Origin of the sequence: Paraferrimonas sp. SM1919 (assembly GCF_010993985.1) — a bacterium.
In the GTDB taxonomy this organism is placed as follows: domain Bacteria; phylum Pseudomonadota; class Gammaproteobacteria; order Enterobacterales; family Shewanellaceae; genus SM1919.
In genome coordinates this window covers 1-19,665 of record NZ_WINH01000016.1, presented here as the reverse complement: position 1 = coordinate 19,665, position 19,665 = coordinate 1, and the positions used below count along the sequence as shown (strand labels likewise).

The 19,665-nt window shown below is 43.8% G+C and carries 20 protein-coding genes; 11 read left to right on the top strand and 9 right to left on the bottom strand.

From position 1 onward, the window contains the following. Nucleotides 1–63: 63 nt before the first annotated feature. From GFB48_RS10815 to GFB48_RS10805, 3 genes are read right to left on the bottom strand one after another with little or no spacing between them, the layout of a single operon-like run. Nucleotides 64–1,047, bottom strand: coding sequence for a serine/threonine protein kinase (locus GFB48_RS10815; protein WP_163935248.1), 984 nt, complete (start codon nt 1,045–1,047; stop codon nt 64–66). After that, nucleotides 1,044–1,331: a DUF3630 family protein gene (locus GFB48_RS10810; RefSeq protein WP_163935245.1), complete on the bottom strand. Its 288-nt coding sequence runs from the start codon at nt 1,329–1,331 to the stop codon at nt 1,044–1,046. Before GFB48_RS10810 ends, GFB48_RS10815 begins: the two co-directional genes overlap by 4 nt. A 49-nt stretch (nt 1,332–1,380) precedes the next feature. Beyond that, nucleotides 1,381–2,781, bottom strand: coding sequence for a protein adenylyltransferase SelO family protein (locus GFB48_RS10805; protein WP_163935242.1), 1,401 nt, complete (start codon nt 2,779–2,781; stop codon nt 1,381–1,383). 87 nt (nt 2,782–2,868) lie between these two features. On the opposite strand from GFB48_RS10805, the gene GFB48_RS10800 reads away from it, so the two are divergent. Then, complete coding sequence (locus GFB48_RS10800) at nt 2,869–3,405, top strand: YSC84-related protein (protein WP_163935239.1); 537 nt, start codon at nt 2,869–2,871, stop codon at nt 3,403–3,405. Between the two features lie 9 nt (nt 3,406–3,414). Next, nucleotides 3,415–4,944, top strand: a complete 1,530-nt coding sequence (locus GFB48_RS10795) for a YifB family Mg chelatase-like AAA ATPase (protein ID WP_163935236.1) — start codon at nt 3,415–3,417, stop codon at nt 4,942–4,944. A gap of 43 nt (nt 4,945–4,987) precedes the next feature. Here the strand turns inward: GFB48_RS10795 and GFB48_RS10790 are convergent, their stop codons facing one another. The 5 genes from GFB48_RS10790 to GFB48_RS10770 all read right to left on the bottom strand — a co-directional run bounded on the left by GFB48_RS10790 (nt 4,988) and on the right by GFB48_RS10770 (nt 8,529). Next, complete coding sequence (locus GFB48_RS10790) at nt 4,988–6,205, bottom strand: OmpP1/FadL family transporter (protein WP_163935233.1); 1,218 nt, start codon at nt 6,203–6,205, stop codon at nt 4,988–4,990. Nucleotides 6,206–6,312: 107 nt separating this feature from the next. Beyond that, on the bottom strand, nt 6,313–6,555 hold the full coding sequence (locus GFB48_RS10785; protein WP_163935229.1) for a DUF2960 family protein: 243 nt from the start codon (nt 6,553–6,555) through the stop codon (nt 6,313–6,315). 129 nt (nt 6,556–6,684) lie between these two features. After that, nucleotides 6,685–7,119, bottom strand: coding sequence for a D-aminoacyl-tRNA deacylase (gene dtd, locus GFB48_RS10780; protein WP_163935226.1), 435 nt, complete (start codon nt 7,117–7,119; stop codon nt 6,685–6,687). 2 nt (nt 7,120–7,121) lie between these two features. After that, complete coding sequence (locus GFB48_RS10775) at nt 7,122–7,679, bottom strand: YbjN domain-containing protein (protein WP_163935223.1); 558 nt, start codon at nt 7,677–7,679, stop codon at nt 7,122–7,124. After that, nucleotides 7,669–8,529, bottom strand: coding sequence for a virulence factor BrkB family protein (locus tag GFB48_RS10770; RefSeq protein WP_163935220.1), 861 nt, complete (start codon nt 8,527–8,529; stop codon nt 7,669–7,671). Before GFB48_RS10770 ends, GFB48_RS10775 begins: the two co-directional genes overlap by 11 nt. A 157-nt stretch (nt 8,530–8,686) precedes the next feature. On the opposite strand from GFB48_RS10770, the gene gmk reads away from it, so the two are divergent. The 8 genes from gmk (at nt 8,687) to tdh (ending at nt 17,191) form a co-directional block, all read left to right on the top strand. Then, complete coding sequence (gmk, locus tag GFB48_RS10765) at nt 8,687–9,307, top strand: guanylate kinase (RefSeq protein ID WP_163935217.1); 621 nt, start codon at nt 8,687–8,689, stop codon at nt 9,305–9,307. A gap of 58 nt (nt 9,308–9,365) precedes the next feature. After that, nucleotides 9,366–9,647 (top strand): DNA-directed RNA polymerase subunit omega, encoded by a 282-nt coding sequence (rpoZ, locus tag GFB48_RS10760; protein WP_163935215.1) that lies wholly within the window; start codon nt 9,366–9,368, stop codon nt 9,645–9,647. A gap of 17 nt (nt 9,648–9,664) precedes the next feature. Next, a complete protein-coding gene (gene spoT, locus GFB48_RS10755; RefSeq protein ID WP_163935211.1) occupies nt 9,665–11,776 on the top strand; it encodes a bifunctional GTP diphosphokinase/guanosine-3',5'-bis pyrophosphate 3'-pyrophosphohydrolase in 2,112 nt (703 codons plus the stop codon). Nucleotides 11,777–11,791: 15 nt separating this feature from the next. Further along, nucleotides 11,792–12,175 carry a RidA family protein gene (locus GFB48_RS10750; RefSeq protein ID WP_163935208.1) on the top strand — a complete coding sequence of 128 codons (384 nt, stop codon included), beginning with the start codon at nt 11,792–11,794 and terminating at the stop codon, nt 12,173–12,175. 92 nt (nt 12,176–12,267) lie between these two features. Further along, nucleotides 12,268–12,948, top strand: coding sequence for a tRNA (guanosine(18)-2'-O)-methyltransferase TrmH (gene trmH, locus GFB48_RS10745; protein WP_163935205.1), 681 nt, complete (start codon nt 12,268–12,270; stop codon nt 12,946–12,948). 206 nt (nt 12,949–13,154) lie between these two features. Next, the gene (locus GFB48_RS10740) at nt 13,155–14,804 is read left to right on the top strand and encodes an AMP-binding protein (RefSeq protein ID WP_163935202.1); all 1,650 of its coding nucleotides are present in this window, start codon (nt 13,155–13,157) and stop codon (nt 14,802–14,804) included. A 147-nt stretch (nt 14,805–14,951) separates the two neighbouring features. Then, nucleotides 14,952–16,151, top strand: a complete 1,200-nt coding sequence (locus GFB48_RS10735; protein WP_163935199.1) for a glycine C-acetyltransferase — start codon at nt 14,952–14,954, stop codon at nt 16,149–16,151. Continuing rightward, the gene (gene tdh, locus GFB48_RS10730) at nt 16,148–17,191 is read left to right on the top strand and encodes an L-threonine 3-dehydrogenase (protein WP_163935196.1); all 1,044 of its coding nucleotides are present in this window, start codon (nt 16,148–16,150) and stop codon (nt 17,189–17,191) included. The genes GFB48_RS10735 and tdh overlap by 4 nt, the downstream gene beginning before the upstream one ends. 562 nt (nt 17,192–17,753) lie before the next feature. On the opposite strand, the gene GFB48_RS10725 is transcribed toward tdh, so the two are convergent. Next, nucleotides 17,754–18,491 carry a tRNA-uridine aminocarboxypropyltransferase gene (locus GFB48_RS10725; RefSeq protein WP_163935193.1) on the bottom strand — a complete coding sequence of 246 codons (738 nt, stop codon included), beginning with the start codon at nt 18,489–18,491 and terminating at the stop codon, nt 17,754–17,756. A gap of 128 nt (nt 18,492–18,619) precedes the next feature. Here GFB48_RS10725 and glpE point away from each other — a divergent pair, with 128 nt between their 5' ends. Further along, nucleotides 18,620–18,916 (top strand): thiosulfate sulfurtransferase GlpE, encoded by a 297-nt coding sequence (gene glpE / locus GFB48_RS10720; RefSeq protein ID WP_163935190.1) that lies wholly within the window; start codon nt 18,620–18,622, stop codon nt 18,914–18,916. Nucleotides 18,917–19,665: the final 749 nt, after the last annotated feature.

Sequence of the window (19,665 nt, the reverse complement as noted above, 5' to 3'; positions counted from 1 at the left end):
CTTAAATCCTTAAATCATGTGGAGTAGTTGTTGTAAAAAACTTTATCATAAATAGCACTAAGTCTAAAACCTCAAAGATAAAGGCTGTTCATCTAAAACGGCTAATTGTTCTTTGAAGCTTAGTATTTGCTGTTCCCAATATTTATCTTCATAAAACCAAGGAAAGCTCTGAATAAATGCAGGATCGTTAGCTCGTCTGGCCAACCACGCCACATAATGTAACATTCTTAAAGCACGCAAAGGCTCCATTAACGCCAGTTGTTGATGGGGGAATTGACTGAATTCCTCATAAGCCTCCGCTATGGTGTCGAGTTGCGCTAATTGATTCGCTTTATCGCCACTAAGCATCATCCAAATATCTTGAATGGCGGGGCCCATTCTCGCATCATCTAAGTCGACAAAGCTTGCGCCATCGGCCGTCCACAAGATATTACTTGGGTGTAAGTCACCGTGCAGACGCTGATTTTTATAGTTGACGCTTTGCATGCCTTCATGGGCTTTATTTAGCAATTGCTCTGCTATAGTAAAAAACGGTGTTTCTAAGAACGCGGGTAATTGTCCTTGTTGTTTTAAGTAGCTGAGCGCTTGGGTACCAAATTCTTGCACACTGACCGTGGGGCGGAATTGAAAGCTTTTACTTTGAGCAATGTTGTGAATGCGGCCTAAGAAGCGTCCAACGCCTTCAAGTTGATCGAAATTATCCACTTCGAAGCTGCGCCCACCAACCGATGCAAATAAAGCAAAAAAATAACCTTGGTATTGATGCAGGGTTTGCCCATCAATAGCAATAGGTGCCGCAATGGGCACTTCTTGGTTAGCGAGTTCAACTGCAAAATCAAGTTCCTCTTGAATTTGTTGCTGAGTCCAGCGTTGGGGGCGATAAAATTTGACCACATAACGATTGCCTCGATCACAGCGGAACTGGTAGACGCGGTTTTCATAACTGTTTAGGGCAAGCAGTCCTGTTTCTGGATAGATCCCTAGCTGTTCCACGGCATACAGAATTAAATCAGGACTTAAATTTTGGTAATCAAATTGTGCGGTCATATTCTTTGCTGCCAATTGGCTAAAAAGTTAAGGTTGTCAGCACCTTCCTCTGTATCGCTATGTAACCACATTACTTCGGAATAATGCTCAAAGTGCCATTCAAGGTTGCAGCCCTCAAAATCAACTAAAGCAAATGCTCGATCGGCGCCATGCTCATATTTAAGGAGTTGTAGCCCTAATTGCTCACAAGCCAATTCAAGCAATTGTTTGGGATCATCTACTTTATCGACATCTACACTGAATAAAAGTTGCTGGTGATCGGCATCATATCTTAAAAATTTCATAATTTATTGCTGTTTTGATTGATTAGTGGTTACGGGAGTCGTTCTAGCCTTATATTGAAATAGCTGGTGGCTGACTTAAATAGGGCGCATGGGTCGGCTCATCATAAGGCCGTTGAATGGCGACATAAAGATCCTGCAAAGGCTTTAGGTTACCAACTTTAGCCTGTTCAATAGCTTGCTGACAATAACCGTTTCTTAAAATAACCGCAGGGTTGTAATTTTGCCGTTGTTGGCGCCAGTTGCTGTCAAAAGCTTTAACCAATTGATGGAATTGTTGCAACCAGGATTTCATGGGGGCCAATTGTGTTAGTTGCGGCCATAATTGCTGGCTATTACTGCCCGTATACTGACTCAGTAGTCGCATCGAGTAACTATAATCGAGCTTTGCCTGTTGCAATAGCGAACGCCAAGTGTCGATAACATCGAGTAGTTGCCGGTCACCAAGGTGACGGGCTAAACCCATTCTTGGGCACATATGGTCTAAAAACGCCGTGACTAAGTGCTGCTGAAATTGATTTAAGCTTGATTGCATGGCTTCGCCATCGATGAGGGTATCGACGGCATCAGCTAATTTTCGCAGATTCCATAAGGCGATAGCGGGTTGCATATTAAAAGCATAATGTCCTTCATAATCACTTGGGTCGGCAATCAAGCTTTCATTATAAGTGTCTAAAAAGGCGAAGGTGCCATAGTCAATGGTATCGCCTAAAATGGCCATATTATCGGTATTCATTGCCCCATGGGTAAACCCAATACTTTGCCATTTGGCCACCAATGTGGCAGTGCGCTTTACGACCTTTGCAAACCATGCCTGATACCCCTGTTGATCACAAGCAAGTTCAGGAAAAAATTCACGCAGCGTAAAATTTAATAATTGTTGCAGGGCTTGAGGGTTGTTGTGCATGCCCCAGCGAGCGTACTGAAAATGACCAAAGCGAATATGACTCTGGTTGACGCGAACAGTGATCGCTGCATGATGTTGAGTATCCCGCATGATCTTGTTGTTACCTTGAATGACACCTAAGCTTCGTGTGGTGGCGATGTCTAAATGGTACATGGCCTCACTTGCTAAAAATTCTTTAATACAAGCGTTCAGGGTGGCTCTGCCATCGCCATGCCTAGAATAAGCGGTAGTGCCTGAACCTTTTAAAAAAACTTCATACCAAAAACCTTGTTGGTGCTGTCGCTCACCAAGAAATACGCCCCTACCATCTCCTAGTTTAGGGGTATAGCTACCGAACTGGTGACCACTATAGACTTGCGCATAACTTTTATGTCGTTGTTGATTACCAGCTAATAGTGTCAACCACTGGGGGGCATTCAAGTCGATAGACAGTTCGTCAGCCAGTTGCTGGTTTTGCAGAATCCAAGCTGGCTTAGTTAGCCCTTGTGGGATCTCTTCAGAACATAAATGGGGTAATGCTGTGAGATAGTTATAGCGCCAAGGCATGTCTGCGACCCCCAATTCATGATCAAGCTTAATCGCTTAAATTAGTTTATGACTATACTTGAAGTGAACCGATAACAGGTAATCATAATGAGAATACTTTTGGTATTAGTTGCAACGCTGATAAGTTTGGTATCTCGTGCAGATGAAGCTGAAACGATTGCAACCTTCAAGCAGGCAACGGTAACAGCGAGCTATTTTAGCAGTGCTTATGGCTATGCCATCTTCCCAACGGTTGGTAAAGGTGGTTTTGGCTTAGGTGGGGCCTACGGTGAAGGCACGGTATATCAAGCAGGCAAACCGCTAGGTAAAACCAGCTTAACGCAAATAACTTTTGGTTTTCAGCTTGGTGGCCAAGCTTACAGTGAAATTATCTTCTTTAAGAATAAAGCCGCTTTTGATGAATTTGTCAGTGGAAGCTTTGAGTTTGGCGCTCAGGCTTCAGCGGTGGCGATTACTATAGGAGCCAATGCCCATGCCGGCAGCATGGGTAATTCTGCCAGTGCAGGTAAGACCAATGCGACTGGTCATTATGTTAATGGTATGGCGGTGTTCACCATAGCTAAAGGGGGCTTGATGTACGAAGCCTCTATTGGTGGGCAAACATTTAGTTACGAAGGATTTTAAATAACTGCAATGGGATTAGCCAAGGTATTCACTCGAGCGCAAGCTGGAGTCGCGGCGCCACTAGTTGAAGTCGAAGTGCACCTAAGCACAGGGTTACCAGCATTTAATTTGGTGGGATTACCTGAAGCTTCAGTCAAAGAAGCCAAAGAAAGAGTCAGAAGTGCCATTATTAATTCTGGATTAGAGTTTCCAATGCGTCGGATCACGGTTAATTTGGCACCTGCTGAGTTACCCAAATTTGGTGGCAGATACGACTTAGCCATTGCCCTTGGTATATTAGTTGCCTCCAAACAATTACCTTGCTCTTGTATCGAGAATAGCGAATTTATTGGTGAGCTGGGGTTAGCAGGAGAAGTGCGCCACTGCAAGGGAGTGTTGCCGGTCATCATAGCCGCACAAGATGCCGAGCATAACTTATATATTCCCAAACTGAATGCGGCTGATAACGACCTAGCACAATATAATCAGGTGCAATTATGTGAGTCATTAATCAGTGTATGTCACGGTTTAACAGGACAATTAACCTTAGAGAGAAATACCGAATTTAATTACCCACAGTCCAATTTGACTCAGACCCAGGTGCTTGGTCATATTATTGGCCAGTCCCATGCAAAGCAGGCGCTGATGATTGCTGCTGCGGGTGGTCACCATATGCTGATGCTAGGGCCTCCGGGAACCGGCAAAACTTTGCTCGCTAACAGCCTCAGCAGGTTACTGCCACCACTAAACTTACCCCAAGCGCTACAAACCGCCGCAATACATTCTATTAGTGGTTATGAGGTTGACCCTAGTGATTTGTTGAAGCCTCCATTTCGAAGTCCACACCACACTAGTTCCGCGGTTGCGTTAATAGGTGGTGGTCCCCATGCCAGTCCCGGTGAGATTTCTTTAGCCCATAATGGGGTACTATTTTTAGATGAGTTGACCGAATTTTCCAAAAGCGTTCTCGATAGTCTGCGGGAACCTTTTGAATCAGGAGAAGTGTATATATCCCGAGCCGCCCATAAGCATAAATACCCTGCTCAGTTTCAGCTTATTGCCGCAATGAACCCAAGTCCATGTGGTTCTGCTGATGAAAACTCTAGGGCTACCAATGAACAAATTTTAAGATATCTAAACAAATTATCTGGTCCATTTTTAGATCGCTTTGACATGTCAATTGAAGTGCCACAACTGCCGCCAGGCAGCTTAAAGCAGGCAAGGGAAAAAACACAAAAAATCGAAGATGATAGTGGTCTGCTGGAGAGGGTTAATCATGCCAGAGAGAAGCAATTCAGTCGCCAGGGCTGTTTAAATACTCGATTGAGCGGAACACAACTTGCGCAGTTAGATTTAATACCCGAATCTGAATTGGACTTTTTAGAAAGCTCAGTGGAGAAGCTAGGCTTATCAATCAGAAGCTATCACCGTTTGCAGCGGGTAGCGATCAGTATTATGGATTTATCTGATAAGGAAAGTGTGCAAAGGGAGCATATTTTACAGGCTTTAAGTTATCGAGCTATGGATAAGTTATTGTTACGATTGACCCAACATTATTAATAAAAAAGGCGCCGCAATGGGCGCCTTTTGCCTATCTGTTTGCTTAGAAGCTACGGTTGTATTGTAGGCCGTAGATAAGCGCGTCAGTTTGAGTAATACCTGACATAGTTGCGAGATCCGGAATTGCTTCATTGATTTGAGTTGCTTCACCATCAATCCAAGTAATTCCAAAATCAAGATTTGACTTTTCATTTAGCTTGTAGCCAAAACCAGCTGAGTACCAAACACGGTTTGAATCAGGAATAGAAATACTGCGCTTGCTATCTGGAACAGGGCTCTTATCGTAAGCAAGACCTGCACGTAGGGTCCAATCTTGGTTCAAAGAGTAAGTCGTACCCAGAGCTGCGCGGTAGCTATCTTCCCAACCATATTGCTTAGCATAAGCTAAATCATCACCGGCGAAGAAATTAACCGCATCAAAGGCACTCCAACCTGTCCACTGGGCTGAGTAGTGAACTGCCCATTTGTCAGCAACTTGGTGGAAACCAGAGAACTCAGCCATTGCAGGCAGATTTAATTTTAAGCTGCTTAGTTCAACAACACTAAAAGTACCATTGCCCTTGGCTTCAATGGTTGCGCCAGAACGATAGCTCACACCAAAGCGGTGATCAGCATTAATTTCATATACAGCACCCACGTCCCAACCAAAAGTGACACCATCACCTTGGAAGTTAACATCAGCAAGGCCACCTAGAGCGGGTGCGGTGCGCATGAAATCACCCACACCGTATATGGCATTGATACCAGCACCTAGACTGAGTTGCTCATTTATACGATATGAAGCAGAGAAGTTTAGATTGGCTGTAGTAACTTGTGTTTTACCGCCAAAAAGACCAGCAACACCCATATTATTAAAGTCTTTGCTGTATTCAGAACCTGTCGCAAAGTTAGAAAATGCAGCAGCACCAATTGCCCAGCTATCGTTGATTGGCATAACCCAAGCAACATTTGGTACTGGAGTGACAGCAGTAATATTGGTTTGATCTGGTAGGGGCTGACCTGAATGATTAATGTTGGTCAAATTAGTCTTCGGGTCAACAATGTTTAAGCCACCTGAAAATTGGGTTTCTTTAAACATAGCCATTAACGCTGGGTTACGGATTAACGCCGCAGCATTGTCAGCAATTGCTGCTTCACCCGCGTTAGCGCGACCCATGCCGGTGGCAGAGTGAGTTGTTGTTTGGAAACCTGCTGCGTATGCTGTTGAAGTTCCCATTACTGCAGTTGCTATTGCAAGTGTAATTGGAGTTAACTTTTTCATAGTACCTCATCACCTATATCTGATTAAAGGCAAACTTAACCCACTAAGAGTAGGCGTATTTAGTAAGTTTGCATAATCCCCTTGAAAACTAGGGGACTTTTAAATGTTTACTCTTTGCGAATTACTTGTATTTTGGTTAATCCCAAATTTTTAAAGTAGTTGTCGCGAAAGTTCCTGATGGCCACTTTGTCACGGGTGCTCATACGCAATTGCTGTTCCATATCAAGGTAAAGATTGAGATCTAATCCTTCTTCTTTGCAAACAGCAGAAAACATATCGTGGTGCCTATCATTAGCAAAGCCAATGGTTTTATTCTTACCCTTGAAAGTATATTCAATAAAAAACGCCACAGTTTCCCCTTAAAATGATTAAACATGTGCCCATCTGACAAGTTTAGACGTAAAAAACCTGCCTACTAATTTTGGTGGCGCGAATACTAGCACTGCTTTTGTTATTTACTCATCAGACCTGTCAGTTAATCAGCTTTTTAGGTGAAATGTTACCGGTCCATCATTGATGAGACTGACCTGCATGTCAGCCCCAAAACAGCCTGTTTCGGTGGTAATTTTAGGTGAGCAGTAATCGATGAAATCGAGGTACATTTGCTCTGCAATGACAGGCTCTGCAGCACTCGAGAAACTAGGTCGTAATCCTTTGTGAGTATCCGCAGCTAGGGTAAATTGTGACACAACTAATAATGCCCCCCCTATTTGCTGGACATTTTGATTCATCTTACCAGCATCATCTTCAAAGCAACGATAATGCATAATTTTATCAGCAAGCTTGGTTAACTGAGCTTTGGTATCGCCCTTCTCAACCCCTAAAAGAACCAATAGCCCTTGGTCAATTGCGCCTATGGTTTTACCTGATACTTCTACTTTAGCGTTAGCGACTCTTTGGATAAGTGCAATCATGGTTATAAGGCTTGTCCTGATTTCATAAGGGGTAATGGGATGATAATGGTGGCCATTTGAGGAGGTAAGTTAGTGCCTACTTGTCTCAAGCCTTCGTCTACCCATAACATAAAGCGCCTAAGTTCCTCCAAGTCAAGGTCTTCAATAAAAGTCATTGAACTTTGTACTAGGATCACTTGACCCCCTTGGGTAAATACAAATTTAGCAAAAGTCAGTTGGCGATTTAAATTGGCAACGAGAGCCAACAATTGACGATTACCAACAAATTTTGGGTGAACGCCAAAATATTGATTCACTACGATTCTATCAATGCCATCCTTTTGATTACTGATCGCTGGTTGTAGGATCATTTGAGTACTATCAAACTGTACTACTACGCCTTTACCTTCAATCTTTTGAGCAAGGTAATTATGGTGCAGCAAGCCTTGATAAAGCTTATCTACCGCCTGTTGCGGAGCTGAGTCTAAAAACTCGATGACATCGGTTCGAGTCGAAGGTTGAGTGCTGGCACAACCACTGATAAGCGCACTCAACAGAATCAATATTGTGTTAATTTTCATGTGTCGCAAAAGATTTTCTCCATTCAGTTAATGAAGCAGTAATTTCAGCTCCGATAAGTAAAACTCCCCAGGATAAATACACCCAAAGGAATAAGATAGGGATCGCTGCTAGGGCGCCATAAATGGCTTCATAAGTTGGAAAAAGACTGACATAAATCGCGAAAATTTTCTTACTTAATTCAAACATAATGGCTGCAAAAAGACCTCCGGTTAGCGCATGTTTAAACTTGACTTTACAGTTTGGTACCGCCATATAAAGCAAAATAAATGACAACCAAGACAAGAAAAAGGGCAGGTACTTAAGTAACAGAGAAATTCCAGAGCCTAGCTGGCTATTTTGCGACATCGCCATGCCCAGTAGGTAGCTAGAGAGGGCAATTGAGGTTCCAACTAAAATTGGCCCCAACGTTAGCACCATCCAATAAATTGCAAAAGAGGTAATTTGAGGTCGCGTTTTATCCACTCGCCAAATATCATTTAATACCTTATCTATGGTGGCGATAAGCAGCAGTGCCACCACCACTAACGCAATAATACCGACGGCACCGCCTTTGGAAGCATTACTTACAAATTGCCCTAAATGGCTTTGAATATTGGCGCCAGTAGTTGGTAAGAAATTTTGAAAGATAAAGCCTTCTATGGTTTCTCTTAGGTCGGCAAATACAGGGAATGCTGACAATACAGAGACCATCACCGCTATTAAGGGAACTAAGGATAACAAGCTGACAAAGGCGAGATGGCCAGATAACGTTTTTACCTGATCATCGCCAATTCTGTGCCAAAGGTGATGGCAAAAGTGGTTAAATTGCTTTATCCAAAGGTGAAAGTGTTGCTGCCATTGTTCAATCATTAAAAATCCTAATAATGGGTGATGTGGATAACTTACCTACGGTGCTTTTTAAAGACAAATTTTAGGCAAGCTTTATAATATAAAGCTATGATATAATTCGTCTAACGTGCAAATAAATTATGCATATTTCATTTTATAGCGCATTTCGAGAATCCACATGAGCCGAGGCACTTTATATATTGTTTCCGCACCAAGCGGCGCGGGTAAGTCTTCCCTAATTAATGGCTTACTGAGAAAAGAAACCCTAAAAGCACAAGTTTCTGTATCCCATACCACCCGTGAGCCTCGCCCTGGGGAAGTGGATGGCCAGCATTATCATTTTGTTGATAAAGACAGTTTTCAACACTTAATTGCTGCACATGAATTTTATGAATGGGCAGAGGTGTTTGGTAATTTTTATGGTACCTCGAAGCAAAGTATAGAACGTCAATTAGCGAATGGCGTCGATGTATTTTTGGATATTGATTGGCAGGGAGCTGAACAAATAAAAAAACTGCAACCTGAGGCCGTCAGTATCTTTATTTTGCCCCCGAGCAAAGAGAGCTTAGCCGAAAGATTACAAAATCGCGGTCAAGACAGCGCCGAAGTGATTGCTGCTCGTATGGATGAGGCCATTTCTGAAATGTCCCATTACTCGGAATATGACTACCTCATCATTAATGATGATTTTGATAATGCTTTGAATGACTTGCAAACCATTCTCAAGGCGACTAAGTTAACAACTAAATCACAAAGTCGACGCCATCAAACTATGATAAAACAGTTGTTGGCAGACTAATTGAGTACGTGTATAATTTCGCGTCATTTTACCCCCTAATAACAGGAGTTCTTGCATCATGGCCCGTGTAACCGTAGAAGATGCCGTTGAAAAAATTGGTAACCGTTTTGACCTGGTTCTAGTTGCCGCTCGCCGCGCTCGCCAGATCGCTGTACAAGGTAAAGACCCAATGGTTGATGAGCAGCATGACAAACCAACCGTTATCGCCCTGCGCGAGATTGAAAAAGGTTTAGTGGACGCTGATACTTTAGATAATCAAGATCGCCAAGCATTGCGCGAACAAGAAGCGGCAGAAATTGCTGCGGTAGCTGCCATTGCTGAGGGCCGCACTAGCCTGTAGCCTTAGGAGTTGCACCTTTGTACTTGTTTCAAAGCCTTAAAGAATCTGCGTCAACATATTTGGAGGCTGAACAAGTAGCGCTACTTGAGCACGCCTATGTCGTTGCTCGTGATGCCCATGAAGGGCAAATGCGTTCCAGTGGTGATCCCTACATCACCCATCCCGTGGCCGTAGCGCGCATACTATCGGAAATGCGCCTCGACCACGAAAGCCTTATGGCTGCTCTACTGCATGACACCATCGAAGATACTCACATCACTAAAGAGTCGCTAACTGAGTTGTTCGGAGAAACGGTTGCGGAACTCGTCGAGGGCGTATCGAAGTTAGATAAACTTAAGTTTCGTGATAAAGCGGAAGCTCAAGCTGAAAACTTTCGCAAAATGCTCATGGCGATGACCCAAGACATTAGGGTTATTCTAATCAAACTGGCCGATCGTACTCATAATATGCGTACTTTAGGCTCTTTAAGACCCGATAAGCGCCGTCGTATTGCCCGTGAAACCCTTGAGATTTTCGCGCCCATCGCAAACCGCCTAGGTATCCATGATATTAAAAATGAGCTGGAGTTTTTGGGTTTTCAAGCTTATTACCCGATGCGCCATCGAATCATTAAAGAGCGGGTGCTAAAAGATCGTGGTAATAGGAAAGAGTTACTCGATAACATTGAAGCCGAAATCCATGCTCGCTTACAGGAATGGCAGATAAATTATCAACTACTTGGTCGGGAAAAGAATCTACTATCCATCTATCGCAAGATGCGCTCAAAAGAATTGCAATTCCAAGAGGTTATGGATATATACGCGGTTCGTATTATCGTCGACAAGCTTGAGGATTGTTATCGAGCATTGGGAGCAATGCATGGCCTATTTAAACCTCGTCCAGGTCGATTTAAGGATTATATCGCGATTCCAAAAGTGAATGGCTATCAATCTTTACATACTTCTTTATTGGGACCGCATGGTGTGCCGGTAGAAATCCAGATCCGTACTAAGGATATGGATCAAATGGCGGATAAAGGCGTTGCAGCCCATTGGCTCTATAAAGAAGGCAGTGAACCAGTAGATACGACTGCACAAAGACGTGCTCGTAAGTGGATGCAATCATTGCTTGATTTGCAGCAAAGTGCGGGTAACTCCTTTGAATTTGTAGAGAACGTGAAAACCGATCTCTACCCTGAAGAAATTTATGTATTTACCCCCAATGGTCGGATCATTGAATTACCCGTTGGTGCTACCGCTGTTGATTTTGCTTACCATGTGCACACAGATATCGGTAATTCCTGTGTTGGTGCCAAGGTCGATCGCCAACCTTATTCATTAAGTCAGCCTTTAGAGTCTGGACAAACCGTTGAAATTGTCCGAGCCAAGGGGGCGCGACCTAATGCTGCTTGGTTGAACTTTGTAGTAACCGGTAAGGCAAGGGCTAAAATACGCCATGTACTTAAGAACCTCGAAGACAGAGATGCAATTTCTCTCGGTAAGAGATTATTACGTCACTCTTTAGGTGATGTGCAGCTTGAAGATATTGAACCCCAATTAATTCAGGAGGTTATTGAGCGCTCCAAGCATGATAACCTTGATGATTTATTGCTCGATATCGGCTTAGGCAACACCATGAGTATCGTGATTGCACAGATGCTTTTGGGTAAAAAACTAGAAAATAGTTTTGATATAGAAGATGAAGCTAATAACTTACCTATTCGTGGTGCAGATGGCATGCTGGTTAACTTTGCAAAATGCTGTAGGCCAATACCGGGAGATCATATTGTTGCCCACGTCAGTCCAGGTAAGGGGCTGGTAGTGCATATGGAAGCTTGTGCGAATATTCGCGGTTATGAATCAGAGGCGAATAAATATATCCCGGTGGAGTGGGCTTCCCAGCAAGATGAAGAATCCGAATATCAGGCTAGAATTCGCATCGAAATTGTTAATCACACAGGCACTTTAGCTAGATTAACAAAAATTATTGCAGAATCAGCAGCCAACATTCATAACTTAAGCACTGAAGAAAAAGACAGTCGAGTGTATATGATTAATGTACTTATTGGGGTTAAAAATCGAGTTCATCTAGCTAATGTTATGCGCCAAATTCGAATTCTACCTGAAGTACTTAGAATCTCTAGAAACTAAATTAAAGGAACTAACATGAGTGACAAAACCATCATTGCGACAGAAAATGCCCCAGCGGCAATTGGCACATATTCTCAAGCCGTTAAAGTAGCTAACACAGTTTATTTATCGGGCCAAATTCCATTAGTGCCAGCGACAATGGAAATGGTAAGTGATGACTTTGAAGAGCAAGTTATTCAAGTGTTTGAAAACCTAAAAGCGGTATGTGAAGCATCAGGTGGCTCTATGGCTGGCATCGTTAAGTTGAATATCTTTATGCTGGATTTAGCTAACTTTGCTAAAGTAAATGAGATTATGGCGCGTTATTTTGAACAGCCTTACCCTGCCCGCGCAGCGATTGGTGTTGCTGCCCTACCTAAGGGTTCATTAATTGAAATGGACGGTGTGCTAATTGTGTAGGGGCAGTTGACTCTATATTAGCGCCCGTACAAAAAGTTTTTTAGGCAGCCTGTGGCTGCCTTTATTGTTATATAAATGAAATTGGTATTGAAATGAGCCCTGAACGTTTTGCTCGAATTAATCAAATGCTTGATAACCGTCAGCCAGATCTAACAGTGTGTTTAGAGATGGTACATAAATCAAATAACCTTGCCGCCATTATGCGAACCGCAGATGCGGTAGGTATCTCTAAGGTGCATTGTGTATTGGATGATGAAAGCTTCCGTGTTTCCAGAAACAGCTCTGGTGGCTCTAAGCTGTGGGTAGATTCACAAAGGCATGCCAATATCAATGAAGCAATCACCGAGCTTAAATCCCAAGGCATGCAGGTATTAGCCACTAATCTGTCGGCAACTGCGGTCGATTTTAGGGAAATTGATTATACCAAGCCGACCGCCATTATCATGGGGCAAGAAAAAACCGGTATTTCTGACGAAGCGCTGGCCCTTGCGGATCAAGATATCATTATTCCTATGGAAGGTATGGTGCAGTCTTTAAACGTATCAGTAGCTTCGGCGCTGATCCTTTATGAAGCACAAAGACAACGTCAAAATGCTGGAATGTACGGTAAACGTAGCTTAGATGCTGAGATTTGCCACAGAATACTATTTGAAGGTGGCCACCCAATTTTTGCCCAATTATGCAAGCAAAAAGGGCTGCCTTACCCGGAACTGGATGACCAAGGCCAAATTGTCGCCGACGAAGCTTGGTGGCAACGTATTCAGCAGGCATAAATGCATTCTATGGCTGATTCTGGTTGTACCAGAGTCAGTCAAAATCTTTAATTAAGCAACCAAATCGTCACCACTCTGTTACAATTATGGTGTGTCTGTTAACACTATGATGTTGAGCTTATTAGTGAATATGGATTATGCATAATCGTGCTCCATACTAGGCATCAATTATAGGTTATAAAATTCCACTATCAGGGTGTAACAAAATGTCAGCCAAACCAATCCTAGAAATGTTTGAGCACTGGGTCGCAACTCAGCCACAACAAACTTACCTTCGTCAGCCAATTAATGGTGAGTATCAAGATTATACTTGGAGTGAAGTAAAGCAGCAGGCATTGAAGTTGTTGGCTGGATTAAATCAGCTTGGCATCCACAAAGGCGATAAGGTAGCCATTCTTTCAAAAAACTGTGCTGAATGGTTTATTACTGACATCGCGCTCATGATGGGTGGCATTATTTCTGTGCCAATTTATCCAACGGCCAATACTAAAACCATTAGTTATGTGATTGAGCACAGTGAAGCTAAAGCTATTTTCATAGGTAAATTAGATCATTACCAAGAGCAAGAAGCAGCGATTCCTGGCAACATTCTGCGTATGGATTTTCCCTATCCGACAATGCCTTGTCAGTACTCTTGGCAGCAAATGCAGGCTATGGCTGAGGCCGCTGAAAGTTACCCAGGGTTAGCAGCAGACGAACTGATGACGTTGATCTATACCTCAGGCTCTACCGGTAACCCTAAGGGAGTGATGCACACCTATGGCGCCCACGGCCATAATAGCGCAATGGTTGCAAAGGATTTAGCGGCCACAACCGAAGATCGCGTCATATCCTATCTTCCATTGGCCCATATTACCGAACGTACCTACATTGAAGGCGCATCATTCTACTATGGCGGTACTATCGGCTTTGCAGAAGCGCTAGACACTTTTGTCAACGATGTTAAGCGTGCTGCGCCAACGCTATTTTTATCAGTGCCACGTTTATGGACATTATTCCAACAGAACGTGATTGCCAAGATTGGCCACTCAAAGTTAGAGCTGCTGCTTAAGCTGCCAATTATTAAAGGTGTTGTGGCTAAAAAAATTCGTGCCGAATTAGGCTTAGCGGATGCTCGCGTGCTAGGTTGTGGTAGCGCTCCTGTTCCTGCTTCGCTATTGCAGTGGTACCAGCGTATTGGTATGAATATTACTGAAGCATGGGGTATGAGTGAAAACGGCGCTTACGCGACCTTGAACTACCCATTTAACCCAGCAAAAATTGGTACTGTGGGTAAACCAGGCCTTGAATGTGAAGTAAAAATTGGTGACAACCAAGAACTGCTATTTAAGAGCCCAGGTTTAATGACAGGCTATTACAAGCAAGAAGCTGAAACCGCTGATACTTTCACGGCTGATGGTTTTTTGAAAACCGGTGACTGCGCCGAGTTAGATGAAGACGGCTACGTCAAGATTATTGGCCGTGTTAAAGATAACTTCAAGAGCGCCAAAGGTAAGTACATTTCTCCAGTACCTATCGAGCGTAAAATCATGCAGAACCATTTAATTGAAATGACCTGTGTGATTGGTTCAGGCTTACCGCACCCTATCGCGCTGGTGCAACTGTCGGAAGCCGCGCAAAAGCAAGACCGCGAACAAGTGCGTGCATCATTGGCACAAACCATTAGTGAAGTTAATCCTACTTTAGAGTCACATGAGACTTTAGATGCATTAGTAATCGTATCGGAAAATTGGGAAATAGAAAATGACATTCTGACCCCAACATTGAAGATTAAACGACATGTTTTGGAAGAGAAATTCAATCCAATAGTTGATGGTCTTCGCAAGCAGCAAATCAAGTTCCAAGACGAAATCTAATATGGTTAACTATAAGCCCCTGTTTATCAGGGGTTTTTGTTATTAGAAAAAGTAATGAGCGAGATTAAATAAAAATACTGTGACGACTCACAAAACTCGGTAAAATAGCACCGTTAAGCGTGACTAATTTTTTATGAGGGGATCCCTATGACGCGCGCCGCTTTTTATGACCAACTCAATGCTCAACTTGAGCAAGTAAAGGCTGAAGGCCTTTATAAATCAGAGCGAGTGATCACCTCGCCGCAAAATACCAATATCAATGTTGCTGGTGGCCAACCAGTAATTAACTTTTGTGCCAATAATTATCTTGGTTTAGCCAATGATCCGCGTCTAGTCGCTGCTGCTCAACAGGGTTTAGCGAACTATGGCTTTGGTATGGCTTCAGTGCGTTTTATTTGTGGCACCCAAGATATCCATAAGCAACTTGAACGTGATATGAGTGAATTCCTAGGTATGGAAGACACCATTTTATATTCATCGTGTTTTGATGCTAACGCTGGTTTATTTGAAACGTTATTAGGCCCGGAAGACGCGATTATTTCTGATGCCCTAAATCATGCCTCAATCATTGATGGTGTGCGTTTATGTAAGGCTAAGCGCTTCCGTTATGCCAATAATGATATGCAAGAGCTAGAAGCTTGTCTTAAAGCTGCAGACGAAGCGGGTGTCCGTCATAAGTTAATTGCCACCGATGGTGTGTTCTCAATGGACGGTGTGATTGCTGACCTTAAATCCATTTGTGACTTGGCAGATAAATATAATGCCTTAGTGATGGTGGATGATTCCCACGCCGTAGGTTTTGTGGGTGAGCAAGGCCGTGGTAGCCATGAGCACTGCGATGTGATGGGTCGTGTTGATATTATTACCGGGACCTTAGGTAAAGCCCTCGGCGGCGCATCAGGCGGTTACACCTCGGCGAAAAAAGAAGTGATCGATTGGTTACGCCAGCGTTCACGCCCTTACTTGTTCTCTAACTCATTAGCCCCTTCCATTGCTGCGGCTTCTATTGAAGTGCTGCGCATGCTTAAAGGTGGTGACGAATTACGGGCAACCCTGCGTCGCAACAGCGAAATTTTCCGCGACCGTATGGGCGCAGCAGGCTTTACCCTTGCGGGTGCCGATCACGCCATTATTCCGGTAATGATTGGCGATGCAGCGCTAGCGGCGGACTTTGCGGCGCGTTTGCTTGAAGAAGGCGTATATGTGATTGGTTTCTCTTTCCCGGTAGTACCAAAAGGCCAGGCTCGTATTCGCACCCAAATGTCGGCGGCACACAACAAGCACCAGCTTGAACATGCCATTAATGCCTTTATTAAGGTGGGTAAAGAGCTAGGAGTGATCGCGTGAAAGCCCTAAGCAAGTTACATAAAGAACCAGGCATCTGGATGGTGGATGCACCAATGCCAGAATGTGGTCATAACGATTTATTAATTAAAATTCGTAAGACTGCCATTTGTGGCACTGACATGCACATTTACAAGTGGGACGAGTGGTCACAAAAGACTATTCCAGCGCCTATGATTGTCGGCCACGAATACGTGGGTGAAGTAGTAGGCATGGGTCAAGAAGTACGTGGCTTTAGCATTGGCGACCGTGTTTCTGGTGAAGGCCACATTACCTGTGGTCACTGTCGTAACTGTCGTGCTGGCCGTACTCACCTATGCCGCAACACCTTTGGTGTGGGTGTAAACCGTCAGGGCAGTTTTGCTGAATACCTAGTGATCCCAGCTTACAACGCCTTTAAAATTCCAGAAGATATTTCAGACGATCTCGCTTCAATTTTTGACCCATTTGGTAATGCCGTACACACCGCCCTAAGCTTCGACTTAGTAGGTGAAGATGTATTAATTACCGGTGCCGGCCCAATTGGTATTATGGCTGCCGCCGTAGCTAAGCACGTTGGGGCACGCCATGTGGTCGTGACCGATGTTAACGAATACCGATTAGATTTAGCCCGCAAGATGGGGGCTACCCGCGCCGTTAACGTGGCCAAAGAAGACCTAAAAGACGTCATGAATGAGCTGGGCATGACCGAAGGCTTTGATGTGGGTTTAGAAATGTCTGGGGTGCCATCGGCATTCCACAGCATGCTAGATACCATGAATCACGGCGGTAAAATTGCCATGCTAGGTATTCCTGGCAGCGATATGTCGATTGACTGGTCACAGGTGATCTTTAAAGGCTTAATCATCAAAGGCATCTACGGCCGCGAGATGTTTGAGACTTGGTACAAGATGGCCAGCTTAATTCAGTCAGGTTTAGATATCAGCCCGATTATTACCCATCATTTTGATATTGATGAGTTTCAGAAGGGGTTTGATGTTATGGATTCAGGCTCCTCCGGAAAGGTCATCCTCACCTGGCCACCTACGGCCTCAGAAGCTTAATAGCTGCGTTGTCGATGATTTTTACCCTAGTCACTTAGCGCACTAAGCTCCCAGGGCTAAAAATCATCTCCGCCTTGCTCTAAAGCCTCTGAGATTGCAGGTATTTTCTGCGGCCTCCTAGACTGATTAACTGCGTTACCCTCGCTCGCCACCCGAGTCACTTAGTAAACTAAGCTCCCCGGGCTGGCTCCCTCGGGTGCCTTGTTTCTCAGCCAATGAGATTGCAGATATTTTTGGGTCATCCTAGCACCATTAGCTGCGTTTCCTGAGCATTGGCACCTAAGTCTTAGGCAAGCTAAGCTCCCCGGGCTGTCAAAGCTTGTAGCCTTGCTACTGGCACTATGATTTAGAGGAAGTCCTAAATTATTTTAGGGCTTTCTTCTTCGTAAAAAGCAACCTCGCGTTGTTGGCTGCGTTTTCTCACCCTAATCACTTAGCGAACTAAGCTCATAGGGCTGAGAAAGCTTGCCGCCTAGCGATCTAGCTTTTGTACTTGAGATTCGCCACTACTTTTTTTTAGTTATCTTAAAGTTTATTGATTAAAGCTCCTTCGGGAGCTTTTTTAGTTTTTGATTTGGGTAAGAAATTCTTGTTGCAGTTGCTCTAAGGGCAAGCGGTAGCTTTTGGTGGGTTTGGTGGCGGCGCTGAAGCTGGCTTCGCAGTAGATTTCGAACCAGGTTTGTAGCGCTTTGGCGTTTTGCGGTTCGCCGGCGGCGTCGATGGCTAAGCTGGCAATTTCGGCGGTGGCGACTTGGAAGTCACGAACGCCCTCACGCAGGGTATAGCGAGTAATAGGCCCATCCAGTTGGAACGACAGCATTGGCATTTGTTGTAAGTATGGACTCTTACGGTACATCTTTTTGGCTTCGCGCCAAGTACCATCGAGCATCACAAACAATGGCTTTTTACCGGATTCTAAGGTGACACTGGATACCCTAGCTTGGCCATCAACCGCATAATCGTGGGGGAAAATTAAAAACGGCTGATAAGCCTCATTTTCTAGCAACGCTAGCATCTCTTCATTGGGCTCGGTGCGGTTCCAAATATAAGCGTGGGTATCAGGGATCATATCAGCAATCAGGCGGCCAGAGTTGCTTGGCTTTAATACCTCGGCATCGTGCATGATCAGCAAAAAAGCGACATCAGAATTTAACGACTGGCGGATATGGCACTGGCAATAGGCTTTGGATAACTGGCAAGCTTGACAGCGATCAATGCCCGCACCACGAGCCAGATAAGGGCGAGTAGATTTAGCCTTACGTTCTAAAAAGAGTCGCTGTACTGCGTGTAATTGGGTCATTTATCTGCCTAATGTGCTATCAAAGCGCACATGCTAAATCCTAGGAGTAAAAAATCAAGCCGCAGCAATCGCCTATTGCCGAATTTGTGGGTAAAATAGCCAAAAAATTTAATTAGTGGGAGCTGTATATGCAAACCTTTACCTGCATTAACCAACAACAATTACAACAAATGATGCAACAGCATGACAATCTACATATTGTAGACATTCGTGATCCCCAAAGCTTCAACGAAGGTCATATTGAAGGTTCCATTCACCTAAGCAACGAAACCATGCAAGATTTTATGGCCGTCAGCGAATTCGATGATCCAGTGGTAGTGGTTTGCTACCACGGCATCTCATCAAAGCAAGCAGCACAGTATCTTATTGGTCTAGGCTATGAAGACACCTATTCCCTAGACGGCGGCTTTTCTGCTTACTCATAAGCACACTAACTGCGTTCGCTTAATGCTTTTACCCGAGTCATTTAGGCAAGCTAAACTCCACGGGCTAAAAGCATTTGCTGCCTTGTTATTGCACATATGAGGGTGCAGAACCTCTCATTTTTCTGCTGCACTCGGCTGTTTTGATTAGAGTTTAGCTTTTCTAGCTTGGAGTCGCGGTGGCGACAGCATCCAGAAGGGAGCGGAGCTTTAGGTGTCGGATGCAACCACTTGTTAGGTTTACATAAAGCTGGCATGTATAACTTTCTCACTTTCATCTAACTTTATAACACATTGATTGCTAACGAAATAAACCTTACTACTAAATACAATAGTCGAACCGCTATCATTAGAAGTGTTCATGTAACTAGATAGGTTAGCCGTATTTAATTGTCTAATTACAATTGATTTCGTTACTCCAGCCGAAAAATTGGAGCAAAGATAGAAAATTTCATCTTTCGCTATTTTCCAAAATATTGCTCCAGTAATAATGGTAATTAATAAACTGATAAGTAGTTTTTTATTACTCAAATTCATCTTAATGCTTCGACATTCCTGTAAACCTAACGCCTTGCTAAGTTGCAGCTAACCATCACGATATTTAAACAAATCCACCATAATCACTGAATTTGACCGAACCAAAACCGCCAAACGTTAGCTGTCGACTTGAGCAATTTGTTGAACGAAGCCGCTTCGCGGCAGAAAAAGCATAGTGGAGAGTCTTCTTAAATACTTCTAGTGACCAATAACGG